24 protein-coding genes are annotated in these 24,402 nt (G+C 48.7%); 9 read left to right on the top strand and 15 right to left on the bottom strand.

Annotation, left to right across the window (positions count from 1 at the left end; all coding sequences use genetic code 11):
• Positions 1–18: 18 nt before the first annotated feature.
• The 4 genes from gdh to gabT all read right to left on the bottom strand — a co-directional run bounded on the left by gdh (position 19) and on the right by gabT (position 4,644).
• A complete protein-coding gene (gene gdh, locus HWY38_RS13405) occupies positions 19–804 on the bottom strand; it encodes a glucose 1-dehydrogenase (RefSeq protein WP_224182021.1) in 786 nt (261 codons plus the stop codon).
• A 20-nt stretch (positions 805–824) separates the two neighbouring features.
• Positions 825–1,688 (bottom strand): RhaT/GlcU family sugar-proton symporter, encoded by an 864-nt coding sequence (locus HWY38_RS13410; protein ID WP_003156317.1) that lies wholly within the window; start codon positions 1,686–1,688, stop codon positions 825–827.
• A 154-nt stretch (positions 1,689–1,842) separates the two neighbouring features.
• Positions 1,843–3,231, bottom strand: a complete 1,389-nt coding sequence (gene gabD, locus HWY38_RS13415; RefSeq protein ID WP_224182022.1) for a succinate-semialdehyde dehydrogenase — start codon at positions 3,229–3,231, stop codon at positions 1,843–1,845.
• A gap of 105 nt (positions 3,232–3,336) precedes the next feature.
• Positions 3,337–4,644, bottom strand: coding sequence for a 4-aminobutyrate--2-oxoglutarate transaminase (gabT, locus tag HWY38_RS13420; protein WP_015416818.1), 1,308 nt, complete (start codon positions 4,642–4,644; stop codon positions 3,337–3,339).
• A 107-nt stretch (positions 4,645–4,751) separates the two neighbouring features.
• Between gabT and HWY38_RS13425 the strand changes: the two genes are divergently transcribed.
• On the top strand, positions 4,752–6,161 hold the full coding sequence (locus HWY38_RS13425) for a PLP-dependent aminotransferase family protein (RefSeq protein WP_088037503.1): 1,410 nt from the start codon (positions 4,752–4,754) through the stop codon (positions 6,159–6,161).
• A 27-nt stretch (positions 6,162–6,188) separates the two neighbouring features.
• Here HWY38_RS13425 and HWY38_RS13430 read toward each other — a convergent pair whose 3' ends face one another.
• On the bottom strand, positions 6,189–6,503 hold the full coding sequence (locus HWY38_RS13430) for an ArsR/SmtB family transcription factor (protein ID WP_007410279.1): 315 nt from the start codon (positions 6,501–6,503) through the stop codon (positions 6,189–6,191).
• 141 nt (positions 6,504–6,644) lie between these two features.
• On the opposite strand from HWY38_RS13430, the gene HWY38_RS13435 reads away from it, so the two are divergent.
• From HWY38_RS13435 to HWY38_RS13450, 4 genes are all read left to right on the top strand, one after another.
• On the top strand, positions 6,645–6,932 hold the full coding sequence (locus tag HWY38_RS13435) for a putative quinol monooxygenase (RefSeq protein ID WP_003156323.1): 288 nt from the start codon (positions 6,645–6,647) through the stop codon (positions 6,930–6,932).
• 16 nt (positions 6,933–6,948) lie between these two features.
• A complete protein-coding gene (gene nfsA / locus HWY38_RS13440) occupies positions 6,949–7,695 on the top strand; it encodes an oxygen-insensitive NADPH nitroreductase (protein WP_003156324.1) in 747 nt (248 codons plus the stop codon).
• 160 nt (positions 7,696–7,855) lie between these two features.
• The gene (locus HWY38_RS13445; RefSeq protein ID WP_003156326.1) at positions 7,856–8,731 is read left to right on the top strand and encodes a TetR/AcrR family transcriptional regulator; all 876 of its coding nucleotides are present in this window, start codon (positions 7,856–7,858) and stop codon (positions 8,729–8,731) included.
• A 17-nt stretch (positions 8,732–8,748) separates the two neighbouring features.
• Positions 8,749–10,173: an MDR family MFS transporter gene (locus HWY38_RS13450; protein WP_015388705.1), complete on the top strand. Its 1,425-nt coding sequence runs from the start codon at positions 8,749–8,751 to the stop codon at positions 10,171–10,173.
• 41 nt (positions 10,174–10,214) lie between these two features.
• Here the strand turns inward: HWY38_RS13450 and HWY38_RS13455 are convergent, their stop codons facing one another.
• Genes HWY38_RS13455 through HWY38_RS13470 form a run of 4 tightly spaced genes read right to left on the bottom strand, consistent with a single transcriptional unit; the run spans position 10,215 to position 13,823 of the window.
• Positions 10,215–11,159 (bottom strand): siderophore ABC transporter substrate-binding protein, encoded by a 945-nt coding sequence (locus HWY38_RS13455; RefSeq protein ID WP_003156329.1) that lies wholly within the window; start codon positions 11,157–11,159, stop codon positions 10,215–10,217.
• A gap of 21 nt (positions 11,160–11,180) precedes the next feature.
• Positions 11,181–11,939, bottom strand: coding sequence for an ABC transporter ATP-binding protein (locus tag HWY38_RS13460; protein ID WP_015388706.1), 759 nt, complete (start codon positions 11,937–11,939; stop codon positions 11,181–11,183).
• The gene (locus HWY38_RS13465) at positions 11,933–12,880 is read right to left on the bottom strand and encodes an iron chelate uptake ABC transporter family permease subunit (RefSeq protein ID WP_088037502.1); all 948 of its coding nucleotides are present in this window, start codon (positions 12,878–12,880) and stop codon (positions 11,933–11,935) included. Before HWY38_RS13465 ends, HWY38_RS13460 begins: the two co-directional genes overlap by 7 nt.
• Positions 12,870–13,823: an ABC transporter permease gene (locus tag HWY38_RS13470; protein WP_003156332.1), complete on the bottom strand. Its 954-nt coding sequence runs from the start codon at positions 13,821–13,823 to the stop codon at positions 12,870–12,872. The genes HWY38_RS13465 and HWY38_RS13470 overlap by 11 nt, the downstream gene beginning before the upstream one ends.
• 414 nt (positions 13,824–14,237) lie before the next feature.
• Between HWY38_RS13470 and HWY38_RS13475 the strand changes: the two genes are divergently transcribed.
• Both HWY38_RS13475 and HWY38_RS13480 read left to right on the top strand, forming a co-directional pair.
• The gene (locus tag HWY38_RS13475; protein ID WP_046559345.1) at positions 14,238–15,602 is read left to right on the top strand and encodes an aspartate kinase; all 1,365 of its coding nucleotides are present in this window, start codon (positions 14,238–14,240) and stop codon (positions 15,600–15,602) included.
• Positions 15,603–15,681: 79 nt separating this feature from the next.
• Positions 15,682–15,792, top strand: a complete 111-nt coding sequence (locus HWY38_RS13480; protein WP_369719092.1) for a YjcZ family sporulation protein — start codon at positions 15,682–15,684, stop codon at positions 15,790–15,792.
• A gap of 150 nt (positions 15,793–15,942) precedes the next feature.
• Here the strand turns inward: HWY38_RS13480 and HWY38_RS13485 are convergent, their stop codons facing one another.
• The 4 genes from HWY38_RS13485 to HWY38_RS13500 all read right to left on the bottom strand — a co-directional run bounded on the left by HWY38_RS13485 (position 15,943) and on the right by HWY38_RS13500 (position 19,450).
• On the bottom strand, positions 15,943–16,062 hold the full coding sequence (locus HWY38_RS13485; protein ID WP_003156334.1) for a PhrC/PhrF family phosphatase-inhibitory pheromone: 120 nt from the start codon (positions 16,060–16,062) through the stop codon (positions 15,943–15,945).
• Positions 16,046–17,194, bottom strand: coding sequence for a Rap family tetratricopeptide repeat protein (locus tag HWY38_RS13490; RefSeq protein ID WP_003156336.1), 1,149 nt, complete (start codon positions 17,192–17,194; stop codon positions 16,046–16,048). The genes HWY38_RS13485 and HWY38_RS13490 overlap by 17 nt, the downstream gene beginning before the upstream one ends.
• A 152-nt stretch (positions 17,195–17,346) precedes the next feature.
• Entirely contained in the window at positions 17,347–18,780 is a 1,434-nt protein-coding gene (locus HWY38_RS13495) for a sensor histidine kinase (RefSeq protein ID WP_161620115.1), read from the bottom strand.
• Positions 18,767–19,450, bottom strand: a complete 684-nt coding sequence (locus HWY38_RS13500; RefSeq protein ID WP_024084885.1) for a response regulator transcription factor — start codon at positions 19,448–19,450, stop codon at positions 18,767–18,769. The genes HWY38_RS13495 and HWY38_RS13500 overlap by 14 nt, the downstream gene beginning before the upstream one ends.
• Before the next feature lie 212 nt (positions 19,451–19,662).
• On the opposite strand from HWY38_RS13500, the gene HWY38_RS13505 reads away from it, so the two are divergent.
• A complete protein-coding gene (locus HWY38_RS13505; RefSeq protein ID WP_088037501.1) occupies positions 19,663–21,099 on the top strand; it encodes an ABC transporter permease in 1,437 nt (478 codons plus the stop codon).
• A gap of 14 nt (positions 21,100–21,113) precedes the next feature.
• A complete protein-coding gene (locus HWY38_RS13510) occupies positions 21,114–21,797 on the top strand; it encodes an ABC transporter ATP-binding protein (RefSeq protein ID WP_052587125.1) in 684 nt (227 codons plus the stop codon).
• A gap of 103 nt (positions 21,798–21,900) precedes the next feature.
• Here the strand turns inward: HWY38_RS13510 and HWY38_RS13515 are convergent, their stop codons facing one another.
• The gene (locus HWY38_RS13515) at positions 21,901–23,247 is read right to left on the bottom strand and encodes an MmgE/PrpD family protein (protein ID WP_014304336.1); all 1,347 of its coding nucleotides are present in this window, start codon (positions 23,245–23,247) and stop codon (positions 21,901–21,903) included.
• A complete protein-coding gene (locus tag HWY38_RS13520) occupies positions 23,244–24,395 on the bottom strand; it encodes a M20 peptidase aminoacylase family protein (RefSeq protein WP_224182023.1) in 1,152 nt (383 codons plus the stop codon). Before HWY38_RS13520 ends, HWY38_RS13515 begins: the two co-directional genes overlap by 4 nt.
• Positions 24,396–24,402: the final 7 nt, after the last annotated feature.

The raw sequence follows: 24,402 nt of genomic DNA on the forward strand, positions 1-24,402 counted from the left end.
CTGCGATCGCTTTTTTTCTTATCCGCGGCCTGCCTGGAATGACGGATATTTGGTCATTCCTCCGTCAGCAAACAGCGTAATGCCGGTCACGTAGCTTGATTCCTTCGAAGCAAGCCAGACGGCGACAGCCGCGATTTCTTCCGGCTCACCGATATATCCCATCGGAATCATGCTTTCCACATCTTTTCTCTGAACGGGATCCGCAAATTTTTCCGCGTTGATCGGCGTATTGATGGCTCCCGGTCCGATATTGTTAACACGGATGCGCTTCGGCGCGTACTCAAGCGCCAGCGTTTCCGTCATCAATTTGATGCCGCCTTTACTCGCCGCGTAGTGAACAAACAGCGGCCACGGAATCATTTCATGTACGCTTGACATGTTAATGACGTTCCCTTGAATATCATTCTCTACGTAATATTTAATGGCTTCGCGGCTTCCTAAGAAAGCGCCGGTCAGATTGGTATTGATGACTTTGTTCCAGTCTTTAAGCGGCATTTCATGCGACTGAACCGGATTTTCCATGCCGGCGTTATTGATCATGACATCCAATTTGCCGAATTCCTTCACCGCGGTCTGCACGATGTTTTTGACATCTTCTTCTTTTGTGACGTCTCCTTGAACGATGACCGCTTCGCCTCCCGCTTTTTGAATCTCTTCTTTAACGGTTTGGGCGTCTTTTTCATTACTATAGTAGTTAACCACGACTTTCGCCTGCTCCTGTCCGAAGCGGATCGCCATCGCTTTTCCTAATCCTGATGAAGCTCCCGTAATGGCAACGACTTTTCCTTTTAAATCCGTGTACATGTTCAAACCTCCTGCATATGTTATGAATTTGATTTCGCAACGCCTAAGAATACCGCGGCCACAATGATCAGGATAATCCCGATGGCAATGGCGACCAGCTGACGCTTCGTTTTGCTCTCACGGAGAATGAAGATTCCGCCGAGCGTGCTGATGACGATCCCCATTTGAGAGAGGGAAAAACTTGTCGCAACTCCGACGCGCGGCTGTGAGATGAACAGAAACATATTCCCGAGCGCCCAGATGATTCCCGGCAGAATGTTCTTGAGGGCGTACTTATTAAACGGTTTATGCTTGTACGTCAGGAGCAGTCCGCCGATGACCATCCCGATCGCCTGCGGCAGTAGCGCTGACCATCCGGATACGCCGAACAGCCGGGCCACAACGACATAGACCAAATAACCGAGCGTGGAGATCAGCAGGATGACAATGCCTTTTTTTAAGTTTCCCGGTTCTCCGTCCGCCCGCCCCTTTTTATCTTCTAAAGATGTGAGCACAATCCCGATGATGATAAAAATAAGGGCGAGAATACCCAGCGTAATCGCGATCGGGGTTGACCATTCTTTGAATACGATCACACCGAACAAAGAAGTCGAGACGAGCTGCATTCCCGTTGATATCGGCATCGTTTTTGAAACGCCCATCAGCTGTATGCTTTTAAGCTGATTGCTTTGGCCGAGCGACCAAAACAGCCCCGAGATGATGCCGACAATAAAAATGCGCCCAGACAGCACCGGGTGGACAAACAGATACAGCACAAACGAAACGATGAGCGCCCCGATTGTCGTTCCCAGCGTCTGGCTGTAAGGCCCGCCGCCTAATTTGACGTTAAATAACACGATGCTCCCCCAAAATAAAGCCGGGAGAAGAGCCAGTAATATATCCATGATGGCGACCTTCTTTCAATCGTATTTGCTGTTATTTTGTCTGGAATCGAACCGATTATTCCCGCAAGATCAAAAAAGCCTGCCGGCGATATTCACCGGCAGACCGCTCAATAAAAACAGCCCCGCTTAGAAGCGGGGCTATCTTTTCGGCTCATTAAAGTCCGATAGACATGTATTTGGTTTCCAGGTACGGTTCAATGCCTTCCGTACCGCCTTCACGGCCGATGCCGCTTTCTTTCATTCCTCCGAACGGCGCTTGAACCGCGGACGGACCGCCGTCATTCCAGCCGATGATGCCGTATTCAAGCTGTTCAGAAATATAGATGCCGCGGCGGTAGTTTTCTGTGAAGAAATAAGCCGCAAGCCCGAACGGCGTATCGTTCGCAAGCTTGATCGCTTCATCAATATCTTTGAACGTAACGATCGGCGCAACCGGGCCGAATGTTTCTTCATGCATGATGTTCATAGATGTATCTACATTTGAAAGCACGGTCGGCGTCACGAAATAGCATCCTTTTTCATCGTTTTGGTCATACGTTCCGCCCGTCAGCACTTTTGCGCCTTTTTCCACGGCGTCATTAATTTGGCCGACGATTTTATCGAAGCCTTTTTTGTTGATGACAGGGCCGACGTTTACGCCTTTTTCAAGACCGTTTCCGACTTTGAGTTTCGCAGCTTCTTCACTCAGTTTTTTCGCAAACTCGTCTTTTACGGATTCGTGTACGATCAGCCGGTTCGCACAGACGCAGGTTTGGCCGGCGTTTCTGAATTTAGAGGCCATTGTTTGGGCTACCGCCAGATCAAGATCAGCGTCTTCATCCACGATCAGCGGCGCATGTCCGCCAAGCTCCATTGACATATGTTTTACGGTGTCGGCGCTGTTTTTCATCAGGATTTTGCCGACAGGCGTTGAGCCGGTAAAGGTAATTTTACGGATTTTCGGGCTGCTGGTGAAGACGTTTCCGATTTCGGCTCCGTCACCGATCACCACTTGCAGCACGTCCTTCGGAATTCCCGCTTCATATGCGAGACGCGCAAGGGCGTAAGCGGAAAGCGGTGTATCCTCCGCCGGTTTGATGATGAACGTACAGCCTGCCGCCAAAGCGGGCGCGGCTTTTCTTGTAATCATCGCATTCGGGAAATTCCACGGCGTGATCGCGGCTACCGGGCCGACCGCCTGACGGGTGACGACAATCCGTTTGCCCGTTGTCGGCGCAGGTACGGTTCTGCCGTAAATCCGTTTTGCTTCTTCGGCGAACCATTCAATATAGCCGGCGCCGTATAAAACTTCTCCGACCGCTTCTTCGTACGGTTTGCCGTTTTCTTTCGTAATTAATTCCGCAAGTTCTTCTTTATTTTCAACAATCAGCTCATACCATTTTCTTAAAAGTGAGGCACGTTCTCCCGCTGATGTTTTGGACCATGATTGAAACGCTTGATGTGAACGTTCAATCGCTTTTTCAACATCTTCGGCCGTCTGCTGGGGGATGCTTTCGATCGCCTCTCCCGTTGCCGGATTGTACACTGTTAATTGTTCTGGCATATTGAACATTCCTTTCTCTGCTATAGTAAAGCCATTGAATGCTTGTTGATGTATCTTATACTTTCATGATAGCAGACACATCCGCCGGCATTCCAATAATTGAACTCACAGAGCTGCTTCGATAATAGAAAGGCCTTCTTTGAGCTGCTCATCCGTCACGACAAGCGGCGTCAGGAATCTGATAATGTTGCCGTTTATGCCGGCCGTCAGCAGCAGCAGTCCGTTCTCGTTCGCCGTTTTAGCGATCGCCGCAGCTTTTGCTTTGTCCGGTTCCCGCGTGTCCGGATCTTTGACAATTTCGATGGCCGCCATCGCGCCGAGTCTGCGCACTTCTCCGATGCAGGCATGCTCTTTTTTCCACTCGAGCGCTTGATGCTCAATGATCCGGCCGATCTCCTCGGAACGCTGATTCAGCCCTTCTTCTTCAATAATATCCAAGACTGCGAGCGCAGCCGCACAGCCGAGCGGGCTTCCCGCATATGTGCCCCCGAGTTCCCCCGGCGCGGCGGCATCAAGCATTTCCGCCCGGCCGATGACGCCGCTCAGAGGCAATCCGGCCGCAAGTGATTTGGATACGGTGATCAAATCCGGAACGGCTCCGAAATGTTCAATCGCAAAATACGTTCCCGTTCTGGCAAAACCGGTCTGAATCTCATCCGCTACAAAAACAATGCCGTGTTTTTTACAAAAAGCGGCGACGTGCTGGACGAAACGTTTTGACGGAATGATGAAGCCGCCTTCTCCCTGAACCGGCTCCATTACGACACAGGCGACGGTTTCCGGCGCAACTGCGGCGATAAAGAAATCCTCAAAAGCGCTGATGATAAAGTCGTCATACTGCTCGTCGCTCATGCCGGCCGGCTTTTGATAATAGTAAGGAAACGGCGCCTGATACACCTCTGAGGCAAATGGGCCGAAACCGAATTTATAAGGCTTCACCTTGCTCGTCATGCTCATCGTCATGTTCGTGCGGCCGTGGAACCCTCTTGTAAATGACACGACAGCCTGGCGCTTCGTATATTTTCTGGCGATTTTCACGGCGTTTTCCACCGCTTCCGCTCCCGAATTGAGAAAAATCGCTTTTTTCGCATGATCTCCCGGCGCAAGGGCGCAAAGTTTTTCGGCCAGCTCAATATAAGACGGATACATCATGACGTTAAAACCCGGGTGAATCAGATCCTCCGCCTGTTTCTTTACGGCCTCCACCACTTTCGGATGAGAATGGCCGACATTCAGCGTTCCGATCGCTCCGGCAAAATCAATGAATCGTCTGCCGTCCAAATCGTACAAAAGCGCCCCTTCCCCTTTTACCGCCATGCTGCGGTTTCCGTTGCCGACCCCCTTGGAAACGAATTGGTCCCGTTTTTGCTGCCACTGGGCAGTTGTCACTTCCGATGATGCTGTTCGACTCATAGATTCCATCCCCCTATATTGTTTTCTTATCATTCTGACTTCTTTTTGGTATGATGAAAAGTACCAAAATCAATTTTTCCATGGTATCAGAAAGGAGCAGGGTCTGGATGCTGACGATTTCCATTGATCATTCGGAAACGGCGGATTATATCTATCAGCAGATCTATCAGCACATAAAAGCGGCCGTTTTGAAACGCAGCCTGATGCCTCATACAAAGGTGCCGTCTAAACGGGAGCTTGCCGAGACGCTGAAGGTCAGCGTGAATTCAGTGAATTCAGCTTATCAGCAGCTGCTTTCGGAAGGTTATTTATATACAGTCGAAAGAAAAGGCTTTTTCGTGGAGGAAATTGATACGGTTTATCATGAAGAAACGCCTTCGCTCTCATTGCCTGAAGATTTAAAAGAGCGGGAGCCGGATAAGAGCGGCTGGATTTCGTTTTCTCATATGAGCGTGGATACGGCGCATTTTCCCCTGAAAAGCTGGTTCCGCTGTGAGCATAAAGCAGCCGCCCGTTCATTTCATACACTCGGGGAACTCGTCCATCCGCAAGGCTTATATGAAGTCCGTGAAACCATTTCGCGGCTTATTTCCCTGACAAGGGGCGTTACATGCCGCCCGGAACAAATCGTGCTCGGGGCGGGCACGCAAATGCTGACGCAGCTGCTGACGGAACTGCTGCCAAAAGACGCGCTGTACGCCATGGAGAACCCGGGATATATGAGGATGTACCGGCTGCTGCAAAACCTCGGGAAAAAGGTTGCGACGATCAGCCTTGATGAAAAAGGCATATCCATGGCCGAAATCGAAAAACGCCGGCCCTGTGTATTGATCACCACGCCTTCCCATCAATTCCCCTCAGGCGTGATTATGCCCGCTTCCCGGCGGATTCAGCTTTTAAACTGGGCCGCCGAACAGAACGGCCGCTTCATCATTGAAGATGATTATGACAGTGAATTTAAATATGACGCCGATACGATACCGGCGCTTCAAAGCCTTGACCGGTTTCAAAATGTCATCTACATGGGGACCTTTTCAAAATCCCTTTTCCCAGGTCTGCGCATCAGCTATATGGTTCTGCCGCCCGGGCTTTTGCGGACGTTCAAAGAGAGAACCTATGACCTGCATACGTGCAGCACGCTTGCCCAGCTCGCGCTGAAAGAATTTATCGACTCAGGTGAATATCAGAAACATATTAAAAAGATGAAGCAGCATTATAAGAACATGCGGGAACGCCTCATTTCGGCTTTAGAAGAAACATTCGGAGAAAGAATCAGTGTAAAGGGCGCCAATGCGGGGCTTCATTTTGTCACTGAGTTTGACTGCGCCCGTTCAGAAAAAGAGATTTTGGCACGGGCGGATGCAGAACAGCTCGATCTGTTTGCGATGAGCCGGTTCCGTCTGAAAGCGGGAGGCGATTCAAATAAGCCGCAGCTCATTCTGGGGTTCGCCCGCCTGAAGGAGAGCGATATTCAAGATGGCGTCCTCAGGCTTTACCGGGCGGTTTTCGGCGCATAAAAAAAACCCCGGAATTCGGGGACTTATTTACCAGCGGTCCGGTTCTGTCTGCAAAATCGCCTCCAGCAGGCCGGGAAACGCCTCATGTAAATCATCTTTGCGCAGGGAATAATAACGGTGCTTCCCGTCTATGCGCACTTGGGCGATCCCCGCTTCCCGCAGCACTTTGAAGTGATGGGACAGCGTTGATTTGGCGACCCGGACATCAGCGCAGGTACCGCACGTTTTTTCTGTTGTTTCCGCCAATTGTTTGACCAGCTCTAAGCGGAGCGGATCACTCAGAGCATGAAGAACCTTTGTCAGCTGTAAGCGGTCGGTTTCAGGATGGTTTGGAATGTTCATGAGTCAAATGTAACACATAAAAGCGGCGGGTGACAATTTAGGCGGTGAGGGTTTTTCCTTTACCATTCACTGCGAAACATGTTACAGTTAGTTCGATAATATTCGAACTATAACAAATAAACCCAATCAGGAGGAATAACAATGATCGTCTTACAGGCTTACATGAAAGTAAAAGCGGATAAACGCGAGGAATTTTTAGGAGAAGCACAATCACTTGTTCAGCATTCACGCGCGGAAGAAGGAAATGTGCAATACGATCTTTTCGAAAAAGTCGGTGAGGAAAATACATTCGTTATGCTTGAGCAATGGAAAGATGAAGAAGCGATGAAATTCCACAACGCAACTGACCATTTCCAAGGATTCGTGGCAAAAGCAAAAGAAGTGCTGAGTGCGCCGCTTGACGTCGTCCGCACAGAACTGTCAGAGTAACGAAAGGATGAATGACATGAACGAAGTCCTTCAAATATTAACAGACCACCGTTCCATTCGCAGCTACACAGATGAACCCGTATCGGATGAGCAGCTGGACCTTATCATCCAAGCAACTCAGGCAGCGCCGACTTCCATTAACGGCCAGCAATTTACCGTTATTGCGGTGAAAGATAAGGAGCGGAAGAAAAAAATATCCGAATTGGCCGGCGGCCAGCCGTGGATTGACCAAGCGCCTGTTTTCCTTTTATTCTGCGCTGATTTTAACCGCGCCAAAATTGCGCTTGAAGAATATAATGATACACCGCTTGAGATCACGAACGGTTTAGAGTCCGTTCTAGTCGGAGCCGTAGATGTCGGGATTGCGCTGGGTACGGCAACGGCTGCGGCTGAATCAATGGGACTCGGCACTGTGCCGATCGGCGCCGTGCGCGGCAAGCCTGACGAAATCATTGAATTGCTGAAACTTCCGAAATACGTTTTCCCGATTTCCGGTCTCGTCATCGGCCATCCGGCAGACCGCTCCGCGAAAAAACCGCGTCTGCCGCAAGCAGCCGTTCTGCATCATGAAACGTATCAAGAAGAAGATTTAAGAACCCATATCGAGGCCTATGACAAGCAGATGTCCGAATACATGAAAAAACGCACCGACGGACAGGAAACAAGAAACTGGTCACAAGGCATCACTTCCTACTATAAGCAGGTTTATTATCCTCACATTCGTGAAATGCTTGAAAAACAAGGATTTAAGACGGATAAATAAACGTATCAGCCTGTCGGAACACTCCGGCAGGTTTTTTCTATTTCTCAAACAAAAGCGTTGACACTATGTAAAAATTTTTGTTAATATTTTCATCATATACTCATTGGTTTTCTGTGAACCGATGGGTTTTCTATTGTGACGAAAGAAGGAATCTGGGCTTATGAATGATAAGAAAACGGATATTCTGCTGGCGGCAAGGAAGCTTTTTTCCGGGAAAAGCTTTTCGTCGGTCTCGATGCAGGCGATCGCAGAGGAGTGCAAAGTCTCCAAAGCATCTTTGTATAAGCTGTTTGAATCAAAGGAAGACCTGCTCCTGGAGCTGCTCGATTTTAACCAGAAACAGATGGTAGCGGCCGCTTCATTATTAAATGAAGAAACGAGCCTCTCCCCTGAGGAACGGTTTGCCAAAAAACTGATGGCTGAGCTTGAAGGCTTCAGGCGCAACCAGCAGTTTTTTAATATGCTGATGTACGGAAGCCCCTCTTCCATTAATGAGCGGGTAAAACGGCATATTCACAGGGCCCGCTCCACCTTTATCTGCTGGCATCGCGATTCACTGATTCAGACGTACGGCGAAGACATTATTCCTTATGTATGGGAGCTGGTGATCGTCCTGCAGGGGCTCCTGAGAGAATGCATCACGCTGATTAAGCTGGAAAAAGAACCGCTCGCCCTGGAGCCGCTCACGGACTTTATCATCCGCCATCTCAATCTCATCGTCGAAAACAGGAAAACCGAAACGGCTTTGCCTCAGGAGATGATTGACCTTTATACCGCCTCCGCTTCCTCATTTGAGCCAAAAGACAAAACCGTATTGCTGGCTGAAAGCCTGAAGGAACTGAAAGAAGCCGTCTCAGCCCTTCCGGAGGAAAAATATGATGCCGCAGGACTCGCTTCCGCGGCGGTTATGCTGGAGAAAGAATCAGCGGACAAACAGCCGCGGGATTTTCTTATAAAAGCGCTCATCGGTTATTTGGAGCAGGCCGGACCGCTGCACCAGCCGCTTGCAGCCGTTAAAACATTGCTCAAACTATAAAGAAAGAAGGAATCAGCTTGAATAAGAGTATTAAAACTGCACCATACAACCGCTCTGTCATTGTCGGGATTCTTTTGGCGGGAGCGTTCGTCGCCATTTTGAACCAGACACTGCTTATCACGGCGCTGCCGCACATTATGAATGACTTCAATATAGATGCCAACAAAGCGCAATGGCTGACAACGTCGTTTATGCTGACAAACGGGATTTTGATTCCGATTACCGCATTTTTAATAGAGAAATTTACGAGCCGCACCCTCCTGATTTCCGCTATGAGTATTTTCACGGCGGGCACCATTGTCGGCGCATTCGCCCCGAACTTTCCGGTGCTCTTAACGGCCCGGATTATTCAGGCGGCCGGCGCCGGAATTATGCTGCCGCTCATGCAGACGGTATTTCTCACGATTTTCCCGATGGAAAAGCGCGGCCGCGCCATGGGTATGGTCGGCTTGGTTATTTCGTTCGCGCCGGCGATCGGCCCGACGCTTTCCGGATGGGCGGTCGAAGCATTCTCTTGGCGGTCTTTGTTTTATATCATCTTCCCGATCGCAGTCATCGATTTGCTTTTAGCAATTATTCTGATGAAAAACGTCACGACATTACGAGAAACACAGATTGATATTTTATCCGTGATCTTATCGACCCTCGGATTCGGCGGGCTGCTTTACGGCTTCTCAAGCGCCGGTTCCTCAGGATGGACCAGTACTGAAGTGCTGACTTCGCTGCTTGTCGGAGCGGCCGCGCTGATTTTCTTTATCGCAAGACAGATGAAGCTCAAAAAACCGATGCTGGAATTCCGTGTGTTTTCTTTCGGGATTTTCAGCCTGACCACCCTGCTCGGAACGCTTGTTTTCGCGCTGCTGATCGGAACGGAAACCATTCTCCCGCTTTACACGCAAAAAGTCCGGGGCGTCTCCGCGTTTGATACCGGATTAATGCTTTTGCCGGGCGCGATTGTGATGGGGATGATGTCTCCGTTTATCGGCCGGGTGTTTGACAGAATCGGCGGAAAAGGCCTTGCGATGACCGGATTCTTCATCATCCTGCTCACGTCCCTGCCGTTTATGAATCTGACGGACTCGACGTCTCTCATTTGGATTGTCGTCGTTTATACCGCGCGGCTTTTGGGAACAGCCATGATTATGATGCCGGTGACGACAGCGGGAATCAACGCCCTGCCGCGCCACTTAATTCCGCACGGCACAGCCATGAACAATACCGTCCGCCAAGTCGGCGGTTCTATCGGTACGGCGCTGCTGGTTTCCGTGATGAGCAGCCAGGCCGCGCACGCCAATGCGTCAACTCCGGCAAACGCCGCCCTGCACGGCATGAATGCGGCCTTTGTCGTAGCCGCCTGCATCGCGCTGGCCGGCTTCCTCCTATCTTTTACATTGAAGAAAAAACCGCGTCAGCCCGAGCAGCAGCAGGCCGTTACGCGGTAAACCAAAAAGAACCCGATCACGTATGTGACCGGGTTCTTTTTTTACTTCTCGATTCCGTCTTTTACTTCTTTCACCATTTGCGCCATGGATTCCAGGCCGCCTCCTGATAAATACCATGTAGCTGAATCAAGGTAGACAACATGGTTGTTTTTCACGGCTTTCACCGATTTTACATAATCATTTTCAACCACTTGTTTTGTTGAAGATTTTGTGCCGATCGCTGTTCCGCGGTCAACGACAAACATGTAATCAGGGTTTGTTTTGGCGATATATTCATAGGAAATGCTTTGTCCGTGCAGTGAGGCTTCGATGTTTTTGTCAGCCGGTTTGACGCCGAACACATCATGAATGAAGCCGTATCTTGATTTAGACCCGAACGCGCTGATTTTGCCGTCGTTCGCCATCACCACTAATCCGTTTTTATCCGTGCTGCTTGTCTTTTTCTTCAGATCGGCAATGGATTTGTCAATTTTCGCAAGCTTATCTTTCACTTCATTTTCTTTGTTAAAGATTTTGCCGATCACTTCGGTGTTTTGCTTGAATCTGTCAACGTAGTTTGTATAGTCATCATCAAGATAAATCGTCGGCGCGATTTTTGAGAACTCTTTATAAGAATCAGATTGTCTGTGGGCGATAATGATTAAATCCGGATCAATATCCGCGACTTTTTCAAAATCCGGTTCTTTTAAACCGCCGGTATTGGCGTATTTATCACTATTATATGAAGATAAGTATTTTGGAAGGTTTTGTTTCGGAAGTCCCGCCACGTGATCCTGTAAACCGAGTTCATCCATCGTATCCAGCATTCCGAAGTTGAATACGACGACTTTTTTCGGATTCTTCGGCACTTTGACTCCTTCTTTGTTCAGATCATCTTTGATTGTGATTGTTTCTTTTGATTTGCCTGATGTTTTGTCCCCGTTTCCGCATGCAGAAACAACAAAAATCGTAACTAGCGCAATGAATAGCAATGCGAATTTTTTCATGACTTTCACCTCATCTGGTTTTTAAGAAAAGTACACACCGATCCGCTGACTGTCAATCTCTTGAATCGGGATGGTCATATCATAAATATCTTCAAGCACGGCGGTTTCAATGATCTCCTCCGCCGGCCCTTCTTTGACGATCCGTCCGTTTTTCAGTGCGACGATATGGTCTGAATAGACGGATGCGAAGTTGATATCGTGAATCACTACGACGACCGTTTTTCCGAAGTCTTCCACAAGCCGCTTCAACAGCTTCATCATTTCAACGGAATGCTTCATATCTAAATTGTTCAGCGGCTCATCGAGAAAAATATAGTCCGTATCCTGAGCGATGATCATCGCGATAAACGCCCTCTGACACTGGCCTCCGCTGAGCTGATCGAGGTATTTATCCTTTAAGTCATCCAGCTTCATATAACTGAGGGCCTGGTTGATATGCACCCAATCTTCATCCGTCAGTTTCCCCTGGGAATACGGAAATCTGCCGAAGCTGACCAGGTCTTTAATCGTCAGTCTGATATTGATTTGGTTCGTCTGCTTCAGGATGCTGATTTTTTTCGCCAGATCGTTGCTTTTACAGGCCCCGATCTCTTGCCCGTCGACCGTGATTTCTCCGGAATCCGTCTTAATCAGCCGGCTCATGATAGACAGCAGCGTGCTTTTTCCCGCGCCGTTCGGACCGATAAACGAGGTGAGCCTGCCCTTTTGAATGGATAGAGACGTTTTCTCAAGGACGGTTTTCCCTCCGTATTGTTTGCTTACATTTTTGACCTCTACCATGATTTATTCTCCTTTAACAGCAGATAGATAAAATAAATCCCGCCGGCAAAATTAATGATGACGCTCAGCGTCGTGGAAAACGTGAACACTTTCTCCACGACAAACTGGCCCCCGACGAGCGCGACGATGCTGATCAGGACGGAACCCGCGATTAAATACGTGTGCCTGTAGGTTTTTAAAAACTCTCTCGCCAGATTGACGACAAGCAGTCCTAAAAACATAATCGGCCCGACAAGAGCCGTAGAGACAGACACAAGAATGGCGACGACGATGAGCATCTGTTTCACAAGCTTATTGTAATCAATCCCAAGGTTGACGGCGTGCTCCCTGCCGAGCGACAGCACGTCAAAAAACCGCGTGAACCGCCAGACATAAATGCCTGTCAGAAGAAAGACAGCACCGGCAAATCCTAAAAGATCGGTGTTGATATTGTTAAAGCTGGCAAACATTTTGTCCTGAACAACCTGGAACTCATTCGGATCAATCAGCATCTGCATAAAGGATGACAGACTGTTGAACAGCGTGCCGAACACGACGCCGACAAGCAGAAGGAAAAACACGTTCCGCCCCTCGCCTTTAAACATGAGCTGATACAAAACGAGTGACAAGAGCACCATCAGTCCGACGGAGATGACGAAATTAAGATTTTTGTTCATCATGACGATATTCATTGAACCGAACAGGAACACGATGACGGTCTGAATGAGCATATACAGGGAATCGAGGCCTAAAATGCCCGGTGTCAGTATGCGGTTATTTGTAATCGTCTGGAAGATGACCGTTGAAAACGCGATCGCTCCCCCTGTGAGCATCATGGCAAGCACTTTGAAGCATCGTCTCGGCAGGGAGTATTCCCAATTGCCCAGTCCGTAGAACAGAAAGAATCCGATACATATTATGGCGAGCGCCGCCAGCAGCGTAATTTTTTTATTATGACTCATATGCTTTTCTCCTTAACAGCATATACAGGAAGATGCCGCTGCCGATAACACCGACCATCAGGCCGATGGAAATTTCGTACGGGAAGATGATCACCCTTCCCAAAATGTCGCAAAACAGCACAAAAACAGCGCCCAAGAGAGCGGTGTGAGGCAGGCTGCTCCTCAGGTTGTCCCCTTTGTAAATCGACACCATATTGGGAATGATCAAACCGAGAAACGGCAGCATCCCGACGGTCAGGATCACCAGTGAAGCGATGAGCGACACGATAATCAGACCGATATTGACGACGCGTTTGTATTTCAGGCCGAGATTGACGGAAAAGCTCTCTCCCATTCCCGCCACCGTAAATTTATCCGCATACACATAAGCGATGATCACCAGCGGGATACTCAGATATAAAAGCTCATACCGGCCTTTAACGACCAGTGAGAAATCTCCCTGCAGCCAAGATGACAGGTTTTGGATCAGGTCGTATTTATATGCGATAAACGTGGCGATTGAGCTGACGATGTTCCCAAGCATTAAACCGACGAGAGGAATAAAAATTGCATCATTGAACTTGATTCTCTCGAGGATTTTCATGAAAAGGAAATTTCCCGCCAACGCGAAAATAAAAGCGATAGACATTTTCACAAGCGGGCTCGCTGACGTAAAAAGCATTAATGAAATCAAAATTCCGAGCCTTGCCCAGTCCATCGTTCCCGCAGTCGTCGGCGATACAAATTTATTCCGGCTGATCTGCTGCATGATTAATCCGCAGATGCTCAGGCTCATGCCGGCGATGATAATGCTCACCAAACGCGGCAGCCGGCTGTCAAACAATGTACCTGCCTGTTCTTTATTTAAATGAAAAATATCCAGCGGCGACAAATCTTCTACACCGATAAATATAGAAGTACACGCCAAAACCGCCAGTAGCAAAAGTAAGTAACGTAGCTTCATGCTGCCTCCCTGCACCCATCACAAACGGTATGACTGATTGCCAAACAACTCCCATATATCCCCACTCGTAATGATTATCATTATCAACGACAACTATAATCTTATCATCTTTCCAAGCGCAGTCAATACAGTTTTGCTTTCAAAAACGGTCATCCGCGGGCCGTACACTAAATTGTCTTACAATCAGTCTATCAAGAATTTGCAGGATTTTCTATAACCTTCATTTGGCTGCTTATCATTTTTTGCACATGATGACACGCTTGCGGGAAACAAATCTGACAAACAGCGGCAAAATTCCTCCATGAAAATACAAATGTTCTCTCCACATAGAAAAAATCCTTGATTTACATGTTTGAAAGAGAGATAATAAAAATTAAATTTGTGAGAAAATTTAAATATTAGGGGATGTAAATCATGAAAGTTGTAAAATTCGGAGGCAGCTCTCTTGCGTCAGGAGCCCAGCTTGAGAAAGTGTTTCAAATCGTGACGGCTGATCCCTCGCGGAAAGCCGTCGTCGTATCGGCGCCGGGAAAACGCTTCTCGGACGATACAAAGGTGACGGATCTGTTAATCCACTGTGCGGAGCATTATTTGCAAAATGGTGCAGCGCCCGAGCTTGCCGAACCGGTCATTGAACGGTACGCCGCCATCGCGCGTGAGCTGAACCTGGATTTCTCTATTATAGAAAGAATCCGCAGTGACCTATTCGCTCTCTTAAACAGCAGCAAAGCCAATCCCGATCAGTATATGGATGCGGTGAAAGCGAGCGGCGAGGACAACAACGCGAAGCTGATCGCGGCCTACTTCCGCCGGCAGGGCGTGAAAGCCGAATACGTAAGCCCGAAAGAAGCGGGGCTGTTTGTGACGAATGAACCCGGAAGCGCCCAGGTGCTCCCTGAGTCTTATGATCATTTGTACCGTCTGAGAAACCGTGAAGGCTTGATCATTTTTCCGGGATTTTTCGGTTACACGAAGGAGCATGAGATTGTGACGTTTTCCCGGAGCGGTTCTGATATTACCGGCTCCATTCTCGCCAGCGGCTTAAAAGCCGACCTGTACGAAAACTTTACTGATGTGGACGCCGTCTATTCCGTCAACCCGTCAATCGTGCGGCATCCGAAAGAGATTAACGAACTGACGTATCGGGAAATGCGTGAGCTCTCCTATGCCGGGTTTTCCGTTTTTCATGATGAAGCGCTGATTCCCGCTTTTCGGGCCGGCATCCCCGTTCAGATTAAGAATACGAATAATCCGGAGGCGAAAGGAACGCGCGTCGTCAGCAGCCGTGACAATACGAACGGGCCAGTCATCGGCATCGCAAGCGATACGGGCTTTTGCAGCATTTACATAAGCAAATATTTAATGAACCGGGAAATCGGTTTCGGCCGCAAAGCCCTTCACATTTTGGAGGAAGAAGGATTGACGTATGAACATGTTCCATCCGGCATTGACGACATCACGATCATCCTTCGGCACGATCAGATGGACTCAGAACTGGAACACAGGCTCGTCACCCGTCTGAAGCAGGAACTTCAAGCAGATGAAGTCACAGTCAGGCACAACCTGGCGCTGATTATGGTCGTCGGGGAAGCGATGCGCCATAATGTCGGCACAACCGCCAGGGCATCCAAAGCACTGTCCGAAGCCGGCGTCAACATCGAGATGATCAATCAGGGGTCATCGGAAGTCAGCATGATGTTCGGGGTGAAAGAAGAACAGGAAAAACAAGCGGTGCGGGCGCTGTATGACGAGTTTTTTGCAGGAGTCTTACTCTCATAGGACACCGCCTCTTTTTTCTCTTGTCCACTAATATCCCTTACAAAGCAGCTTCTTTTACATATTGTATGGTATAGACAATATGGAGGTGAAGCTCATGTCAGGATATTCTGGAATCAGCTCTTTCGCTTTGATCGTTGTTTTATTTATCCTGTTGGTTATTGTAGGTACTGCCTATGTTGGCGGTTTCTAAGCATCACTCCGTCTATATGAGGACGCTGCGGGTTTTGACCTGCGGCGTTTTCTTTTGTTTTCCGCCGCTGTTCAAGTCCGGCCGCGCAAAAAAAAAGACTGCCGGGAACATTCCCGGGCAGTCTTTTCCTTTGTTCAGGTTATTTTCTTCTCACGTCATTCCTCTTTCAGCTACATGGAATTCAGCCTGATCTGTCTGGCCTGCACCTGTCACTGTAAAAATCGCGGCGGCTGCTAAACAAATAACAAACCATTTAGATTTCAATTTCATACAAACCCTCACTCCTTTGTATTTGTTTCCTTGCCTCTTCGACTTTCAGAAAATAGTCAGAAGAAATCTTAAAGCAATTTTGTTCATAGTAATATTTAGCTGCTTCTAGTGCTAAATCCTCTATATCGGCGTATAAATTTTTATCTTCCAGGTAACGGAAACATGCGCTGATTTTTTCCTCATCCGGTTTCGCCTGATACAGAGCCTGCAGCCATTCGAATTTTACCGTGTAAACGGGATCGTCTGTTTCTTTAGCATATTCATATCCCCGCTTGTGATATTCCGACGCTTTTTCTTTTTTTCCGAGTTTAAAGTAAATGAGTGTGATTAGGAAATATGCTTGAGGAAGAGAATTGACGATTCTTTGTGATTCAAATGTATCAACCGCCCGTTCAAAGTACGGAATCGCTTCGCCGATGCGGTCCTGATTGTAGTAGCACAGTCCGAGGTTATACAGCGCCCTCCCGACAAGCTGCGCTTTTTGTTCTTTTTCGGCCATTTGCAGAGCGTGCTGAAAATGTTTGGCCGCCTGTTCAAAGCGCCTTTCATCCATTAAATTGACGCCGAATACAAAATGGCATTGAATGATCCGGACGTTATATGTGTCCTGCTCGACGTAAATTTCATAAGCGTTTTTTATATGTATCAAAGAAAAATACGTTTGTTTCATATGATAATAAGCTTCGGCCACTTTAAAATAAAACTCCGCCCGTTCCACGTGGTCCGATACGAAGGCCAGTTTTTTCTCAGCTTGTTTATAATATGTAATCGCTGAGATAAATTCTCTTTTATCAAATTCAAACATGCCTTTGAAAAAGTTGACGTAATAATCGAGAAGCCCTTTGAGGCCGGCCTGGCTGTTATCAATGTTATCAAGAATTTCCGACAGGGTCGGCTGGTCTTCTATCTTCAGTTTTTCCAGCGGCTCCAAGTAGTCCAGCATCAGCTGATGGCGAAATTCCATGAGGGAATAATAAAGCACTAAGTTTGAATCAGGCTCCATACGGTCAAGCTCTTGTTTGATCTCGGCCTTCAAGATCTCCGCATCCGGCACGCTGAATGTTCTGATGTATCGATACCACTCGTTAATTTTCTGCCCGACTGCTGAAGAAGGAATTAACCCGCTCTTCATTCCTTCACCCTCCCCATCCAAGACCTGTTTACCAGTTATTTTATCACGTTTCCGTGTCTTTCCATCCCGAAAAACACGCAAACTTTGTTTCGGCAGAGCGCAATTTTCCGAGTGAAGATAAAACAGCCGGCAGCCAGACGGGACTGCCGGTTTCAAGATGATTCATGTTTCGTATTCAGCGGAAGGCGGATTGTAAACGTCGTGCCTTTTCCTTTTTCGCTGGCAATATCTATCGTGCCCTTGTGCATTTCAACGAGCTGCCTGACGATGGACAGGCCGAGTCCGTATTCGCCGTATGCCGTATTCGTCCGGGACACGTCCGCCTTATAAAACCGCTCCCATATATGCTCAATTTCCTCTTTGGAGATGCCGATTCCGGTGTCTTCGATCTCAATCACCGTTTCTTTATAACCTTCATACCCGCGCAGCGTGATGTCTCCGTTTTGCGTAAATTGAATGCTGTTTTTCGTGATGTTGACGAGAATCTGGATCAGCCTGTCATAATCGGCGAACACTTTGACGCCGTCCTCCGCCTGAATCCGCAGCTGATTTTGTTTTTCCTCCGCCTGCTGATTGAGATGCTCTTTAATAATTTCAAACACCTCGATGAGCGGCAGACTGAGCTTGTCCAGTTTGATTTGCTGGGATCTGATTTTTTCATAATCCAGATTTTCTTTCACGAGCCTGAGCATCCGCTTCGTTTCTTCACTGATCAGCGAGAAGCATTTCTCTTTATCTTTTTCCGGGATGGTGTTGCTGTTAAGCCCCTCCACAAGTCCGTTAATGGTCGTCAAAGGCGTTCTCAGCTCATGGGAGACATCGGCGATAAATTGGCGCCTCCGTTTTTCCAGGCGGTCAATCTGCTCTCTCGATTGCTTCAGATTTTTGGCCATGATGTTGAAATCGGACGCCAGCATGCCGATTTCATCGCCGCCGCTGTTCTTGAGCGAAATATCGTAATCCCCGGATGCCACTTTTCCGGTCGCATCCCGCAATGTCTGAATCCGCTTAACGTGAAATTTAGATAAAAGCCAGCTCAGCAGAATCGTGATGATAAGGGTGCTGATAATCGCGTAAATCATATAGCGGTTGACCTGGCTGATCATCTGCTCGACCCCTCTGACGGGAGACACGAGCAGCACCGCGCCTTTAAATTGATCGTTGATCAAAAGCGGTTTTGCGACAAGCGATACTTCCAAGCCCTCCGTATTAAAACGGTTCATCTCCGCTCTGATCTGAACGGTTTTCCCTTGCTTCAGCATGTGCCACTCCTTACTTTTGAGCTTCTCGCGCGGCGGCATATCGTCAGGAAAAAAGTAAGGCCTCTGATGTTCATCAAAAATAATAAACCTGGTCTCGCGCGTTTTTAACATGTCCTGATACGGATACAGGCGGCGCAGATCAAGATCGCGTCCGTTCAGCTCACTTGTGATCTGCTGGGCGTAAGAAGACAGCTCATCCACTTTATTTTGATACGCAAAATCTTTCACAAAGTGCGAAAACAGGGAAATGATAATGAAAAAGGCCAAAATCAAAATGCTGACATGGCTTAACAGCAGCTGATATAAGTATTTAATCCTCATCAAATTTGTATCCTACCCCCCACACCGTGTATAAAAACGGTTTTTCCTCACTGGACAGTTTTTTGCGCAGCCGTTTAATATGAACATCAACCGTACGTTCATCGCCGTAAAATTGATAGCCCCACACCTGCTCAAGCAGCTGCTCTCTCGAAAAGACCTGGCGCGGATTTTGTGCGAGATAAAAGAGCAGATCGAATTCCTTCGGCGTCAGATTCTCGACAGGCTTTCCATGCAGAAACACTTCCCGCGTCTTCTTATTGATTGAAAAACACGCCGTTTCGATCAAGTCGCCGCTTTTTACGGCCTGCCCCGTCGCCCGGTATCTTCTGATCACCGCTTTAATCCGCGCTACTAGCGTCAGCGGGCTGAACGGCTTGGTGACATAGTCGTCGGCTCCCATTTCAAACCCGATCACCTGATCAGACTCCGTGTCCTTTGCGGTCAGCATAATAATCGGCACACTGCTCGTCTCTCTTATTTTCCGGCAGATCGTCACTCCGTCCATAGATGGAAGCATAATATCCAGAATGACCAAATCCCAGTCCTCTTCCGTGAACCGCTGATAGCCTTCCACTCCGTCATGGACAAATTCGGCTTCAAATCCTTCTTTAAAAAAGAACATTTCCGTCATGGTGCATACGCTTATATTGTCTTCTATCATTAATATCTTCATTGGGTCCTCCGTTTATCTTGACGCTTTTACTTATAATAGCACCATTTTACCCGGATATTTTCGCGTTTCACAATTGTTAGTTTTTATTTCATCACCCGGAAATAGTTTGTTCATATTTTTTTCATACATTTCTCCTACTATATACATATCGGATAACCGGTTCTAAAGAAGGCTGGTTTTACAAGATCTGACACCCACACGGAGGAACAGACATGAACTTTATAAAAAGAGCCTTTTGGAGCATGAAGGCAAAAAAGGGAAAAACGTTTTTGCAGCTGGTTGTGTTTTCAGTGATTTGCATTTTTGTCCTGTCCGGTCTTACGATCCAGTCAGCGGCAAAGAAATCAAGCGAACTGGCAAGGCAGCAGCTCGGCGGGAGCGTCACACTCCAGGCTGACCGCCAAAAGCAAATGGCGCAGCAGCAAAAAGACGGTGAAAAGAGGACGTTTGAATCAACGCCGATTTCCGTCTCTGATGCCAAGAAACTTACATCTTTACAGCACGTTAAAAATTACAACTTCCTCACGACAGCGTCAGCAAACGCAGAAAGCTTTGACGCGATAAAAAGCTCAGGCGAATCAGCCGATAACAGTTCCGGCGGAAGCCGTTTTCAAGGCGGCGGAAGACAGATGATTTCAGCGGATATTTCGGTCGAAGGCGTGCTCTCTACGGCGCTGCTTGATGATTTCACAGGCGGGAGCTCAAAAATCACTGAAGGCCGCGCCATCACAAAAACAGATGCGGACGCAAAAGTCGCAGTGATCAATGAAACGCTGGCAGATCAAAACAAGCTGAAGGTCGGCGGCTCCATTACAGTTTCCTCAGCAGCGGATGATTCTGTGAGTACAAAGCTTAAAATTGTGGGAATTTATAAAACAACATCATCAGGAGACGATCAGGCAGAGCATTTTTCATTCTTAAACCCTGACAATAAAATCTATACGCCTTACACCGCAGCTGCGGCGTTAAAAGGGTCTGATAACAAAAACAGAATCAGCTCAGCCGTTTATTATATGGATGATGCAAAATATATTGACTCATTCGTTGCGGCTGCGAAAAAAACATCTATAGATGATAAAACCTACACGCTGACGACAAATGATCAGGTGTATCAGCAAATGGCCGGCCCGATTGAAAATGTCGCGTCATTTTCTAAAAACGTGGTGTACCTTGTATCCATCGCGGGCGCGGTCATTCTCGGATTGATCGTGATGATGTCGATCAGGGAACGCAAGTATGAAATGGGTGTCTTGATGGCGATCGGCGAAAAGCGCTGGAAGCTCATCGGACAATTCTTAACGGAAATTCTGATTGTCGCGGTTATCGCCATCGGGATCGCATCCGTCACGGGCAGCCTTGTGGCGAATCAGCTCGGAAATCAGCTTCTTTCCCAGCAGGTCAGCTCAGCCGATGATTCCCAGCAGCAAACAAGCGGCTGGGGCGGAGGAGAAATGCCGCGGGGAGACGGCATGTTCGGTCAGCATTCATCCGGTGCAGATGTCATCAGTACAATGCAGGTAAACGTTTCGCTGAATGACCTTCTGATTCTCGGCGGGATCGGCGTCGCAATTGCCGTCATCGCCACATTACTGCCGTCTGTATCAGTCATGCGGCTTCACCCTAAAACGATCCTGACCAAGCAGGAATAAGAGGAGGCAGCATAATGAGCCTATTAACCTTTCAACAGACCGGCTACTGGTACCAAGATAAATCACAGCCGCTGTTTCAGGATATAACGATCAGCTTTGAAAAAGGGAAGTTTTATACAATTGCCGGCGCCTCCGGAACGGGAAAAACCACGTTTCTGTCTCTGGCGGGCGGTCTTGACACACCTAAAGAGGGAAGCATCCTTTATAACGGAGAAGACATCTCAAAAATCGGATTAACCAAATTCAGAAATCAATATGTCTCTATCGTCTTTCAATCTCATCATCTGATCCCGTATATGACGGCGCTCCAGAACGTCACAACCGCGATGGAGATTACCGGATCTAAGGAGAACAACAAAGATGCGTCCGCGCTCAGCATGCTGGATAAAGTCGGCATCACCGAACAGCAGGCCCGTCAGCGGGTGCTGACATTAAGCGGCGGACAGCAGCAGCGCGTTTCAATTGCGCGGGCTTTCTGCTGTGATACGGATCTGATTTGCGCGGACGAGCCGACGGGAAACCTCGACGAGGATACGTCAAAGGAAATCGTCCGGCTCTTTCAGGATCTGGCGCATAAAGGCGGCAAATGCGTCATCATGGTTACGCACGACGAACAAATTGCCAAAGTGTCTGATATCAACATCCGCTTATCAAGAGGAAGTTTCACGGTCAAAGAAAACGGCACGGCCGTTTCCTGATACCGCGCCCCTGCCAGCGCAGACAGGGGCGCACCCTATATCCCCCTATTCAATAGAAGTGAACGTAAAAAGAGCCAGGGCTGCATCCCCTCGCTCTTTTTATTTATATCAGCTGTAAATAACGGTCAATATTTGATTGTCCGGCTGCTTTGATCAATTCTTCCGCCTTTTTCTCTTCTCCCGGCAAAGCGAGCCGGAGCTTGTCTTCAATATCTTTTTCAGAAAGACCGTTTCCCGGCGCTCCCCTCGGACAGTCGATACGTGCTTCATAGACATGACCGCCGGAAACCGTGACCCGTACAATTGTAAAACGGCCCTTCGGAACGGCGTTGTCAGCCGGCTGAATTTGGTCATCGCAGCTGCGGTGAATCCGCTCAAATCCTTTTTGAAGGGATTGCGGAATCGGCTCGGATGTGAAATGTTCAACTGAAAAATCCTTACCGTGCAAAGCTAAGGTGATCACATATTCTACGCTGAACCGACCCGCTTCGCCTGTTTTCGGACGCCGTTCTGTCAATGCGGCGTCCCCGCCCGGCGGATAAATCACGTCAATCCGTTCCGTTTGGCCGAAAGTGAGACCATGTTCGGCCTTCAGCTTGAGAATGGCGTCCGCCGCATGATGGGCCGCCGAGCAAAACGGATAAACCTTAAACCAAAGTCCCGGACTCACGATCCGCCAAGGGTTTCCCCACCCGTTTACAAGCAGGGTTTCTGCCCGTTCAAGATCGCCGTACAGTCCGAAAAAACCTTTCTCTCCGTCGAGCGCATGAGCTGAGCCGCCGAAACCGGCCTTTGCAAGCTTTACGGCGAACACCCCGGCTTGAGCGGCCAGGCCGGCGTGGAGCGGCTTCATTTCTGTCCCGAATTGCACTCTCATGCCTCCGGAACGGGCAGCCGCAAACCCGATTGCTTTCTGTAATTGGGTTTGATTCAGATTCTCTGCGAATCCGACGGCGCATGCGGCCGCAATGGCACCTAACGTTCCTGTATTGTGCCAGCCTTTCTCGTAATGATCCCTTCCAGCTGACTCGCCGAGCCGCGCCATCACTTCGATTCCCGTCACATAAGCACCGAGAAAACGGCTCTTGTCTATCCGGCCGGCTGATGCGGCTGCAATCAAAGCCGGGAGGATGACCGCGCTCGGATGTCCTCTTACATCAGAATGAACATCGTCAAAATCAAGCGCATGTGCGATGAAGCCGTTAATGAGCGCGGATTGGGACGGCGTGGTTTTTTGATTTCTGCCGATAAGCGGCGCTATCGGCATCCCGCCTTCTTCTTCGGCCAGTTTTACCAGCTTTTCAACTCCTGTATCCCGTCTCCCCGCAAAAGCAGCCGCTGTAAAATCAAGCAGTCCTTTGCGCGCTTCTTTCATCGCTTCGGCGGATGTTTCCGGCACAGACGACATGACGGCCTGAGCAAGTCCGGCCGTCAGATTTTCCGTATTCATTCCGTCTGCTCCAATACATTGACGGCAAGCCGGGCGAAAAACTCAGCCGCTGCCGGGAGCGCTTTTTCGTCGAGTGTGAAGGCGGGATGGTGCCATTCTTCTGTTCCGTTTGTTCCCATCCAGACGAAAAAGCCGGGGATTTTTTCTTGATATAATGCGAAGTCTTCGCCGCCGGGCGACTGTTCTGCCCGAACGGTCTGAAGCCCAAGATCTTCAGCCGTTTGTTCCGCCGCCTGTATGAAACGGGCGTCGTTCATCACTGACGGAAGGTAAGGATACCAGCGGAATTCGGCTTCTGCCCCGAACCCGGCTGCGATTCCTTCGGCAACCCGCTTCATATGTTTCGGAACAGCGTCACGCGCTTCCTTTTGAAACGTCCGGACGGTGCCTTCCATTTCAACATGGTCCGGGATGACATTCCAAGAGCTGCCGCCTTGAACTCTTGTGATGCTGACGACGGCATTGTGAAGCGAGCTGATATTTCTGCTGACAACTGATTGCAGGCCGCCGATAATCTGCCCTGCCGCCTGAATCGGATCAATGCTGTTATCAGGGATTCCGGCGTGGCCGCCTTTTCCTTTAATGGTGATTTCAAAGCGGTCGACACTCGCCATCAGCGGGCCTTCTTTCAGACCGACCGTGCCGACGGGGAGGTCAGGTTTGTTATGCATGCCGAATATCGCCGATACACCGTCAAGCGCGCCGGCTTCAATGACCTGTCTTGCTCCGGCGGCGATTTCTTCCGCGGGCTGAAAAATAAACCGCACCGTTCCTTTCATCTCATGCTTTCTCTCATTTAATAAAAAAGCCGTGCCGAGGATAGATGCCGTATGGAAATCATGGCCGCAGGCGTGCATCACGCCGCTGTTGCGCGAAGCAAACGGAAGGTTTGTGTTCTCTTCGATCGGCAATGCGTCGATGTCCGCTCTGACGGCGATGACGGGGCCGCTTTTGTCTCCTTTGATTTCAGCGATCACTCCGGTTTGAAGTTTCGGCATATCAAGAACCGTGATTCCTTCTTCCTCCAGCCAGCGGCGGATTTTATTCGTCGTTTCGAATTCCTCTCCTGACAGCTCAGGGTATTCATGAAGGTCGCGGCGGATATTGATTAAACGTTTGTTTAATGATTCATACGTTTCATTTGCCATTTCTTCT

The organism is Bacillus sp. KS1 (assembly GCF_020075515.1).
GTDB classification, from domain to species: domain Bacteria; phylum Bacillota; class Bacilli; order Bacillales; family Bacillaceae; genus Bacillus; species Bacillus velezensis.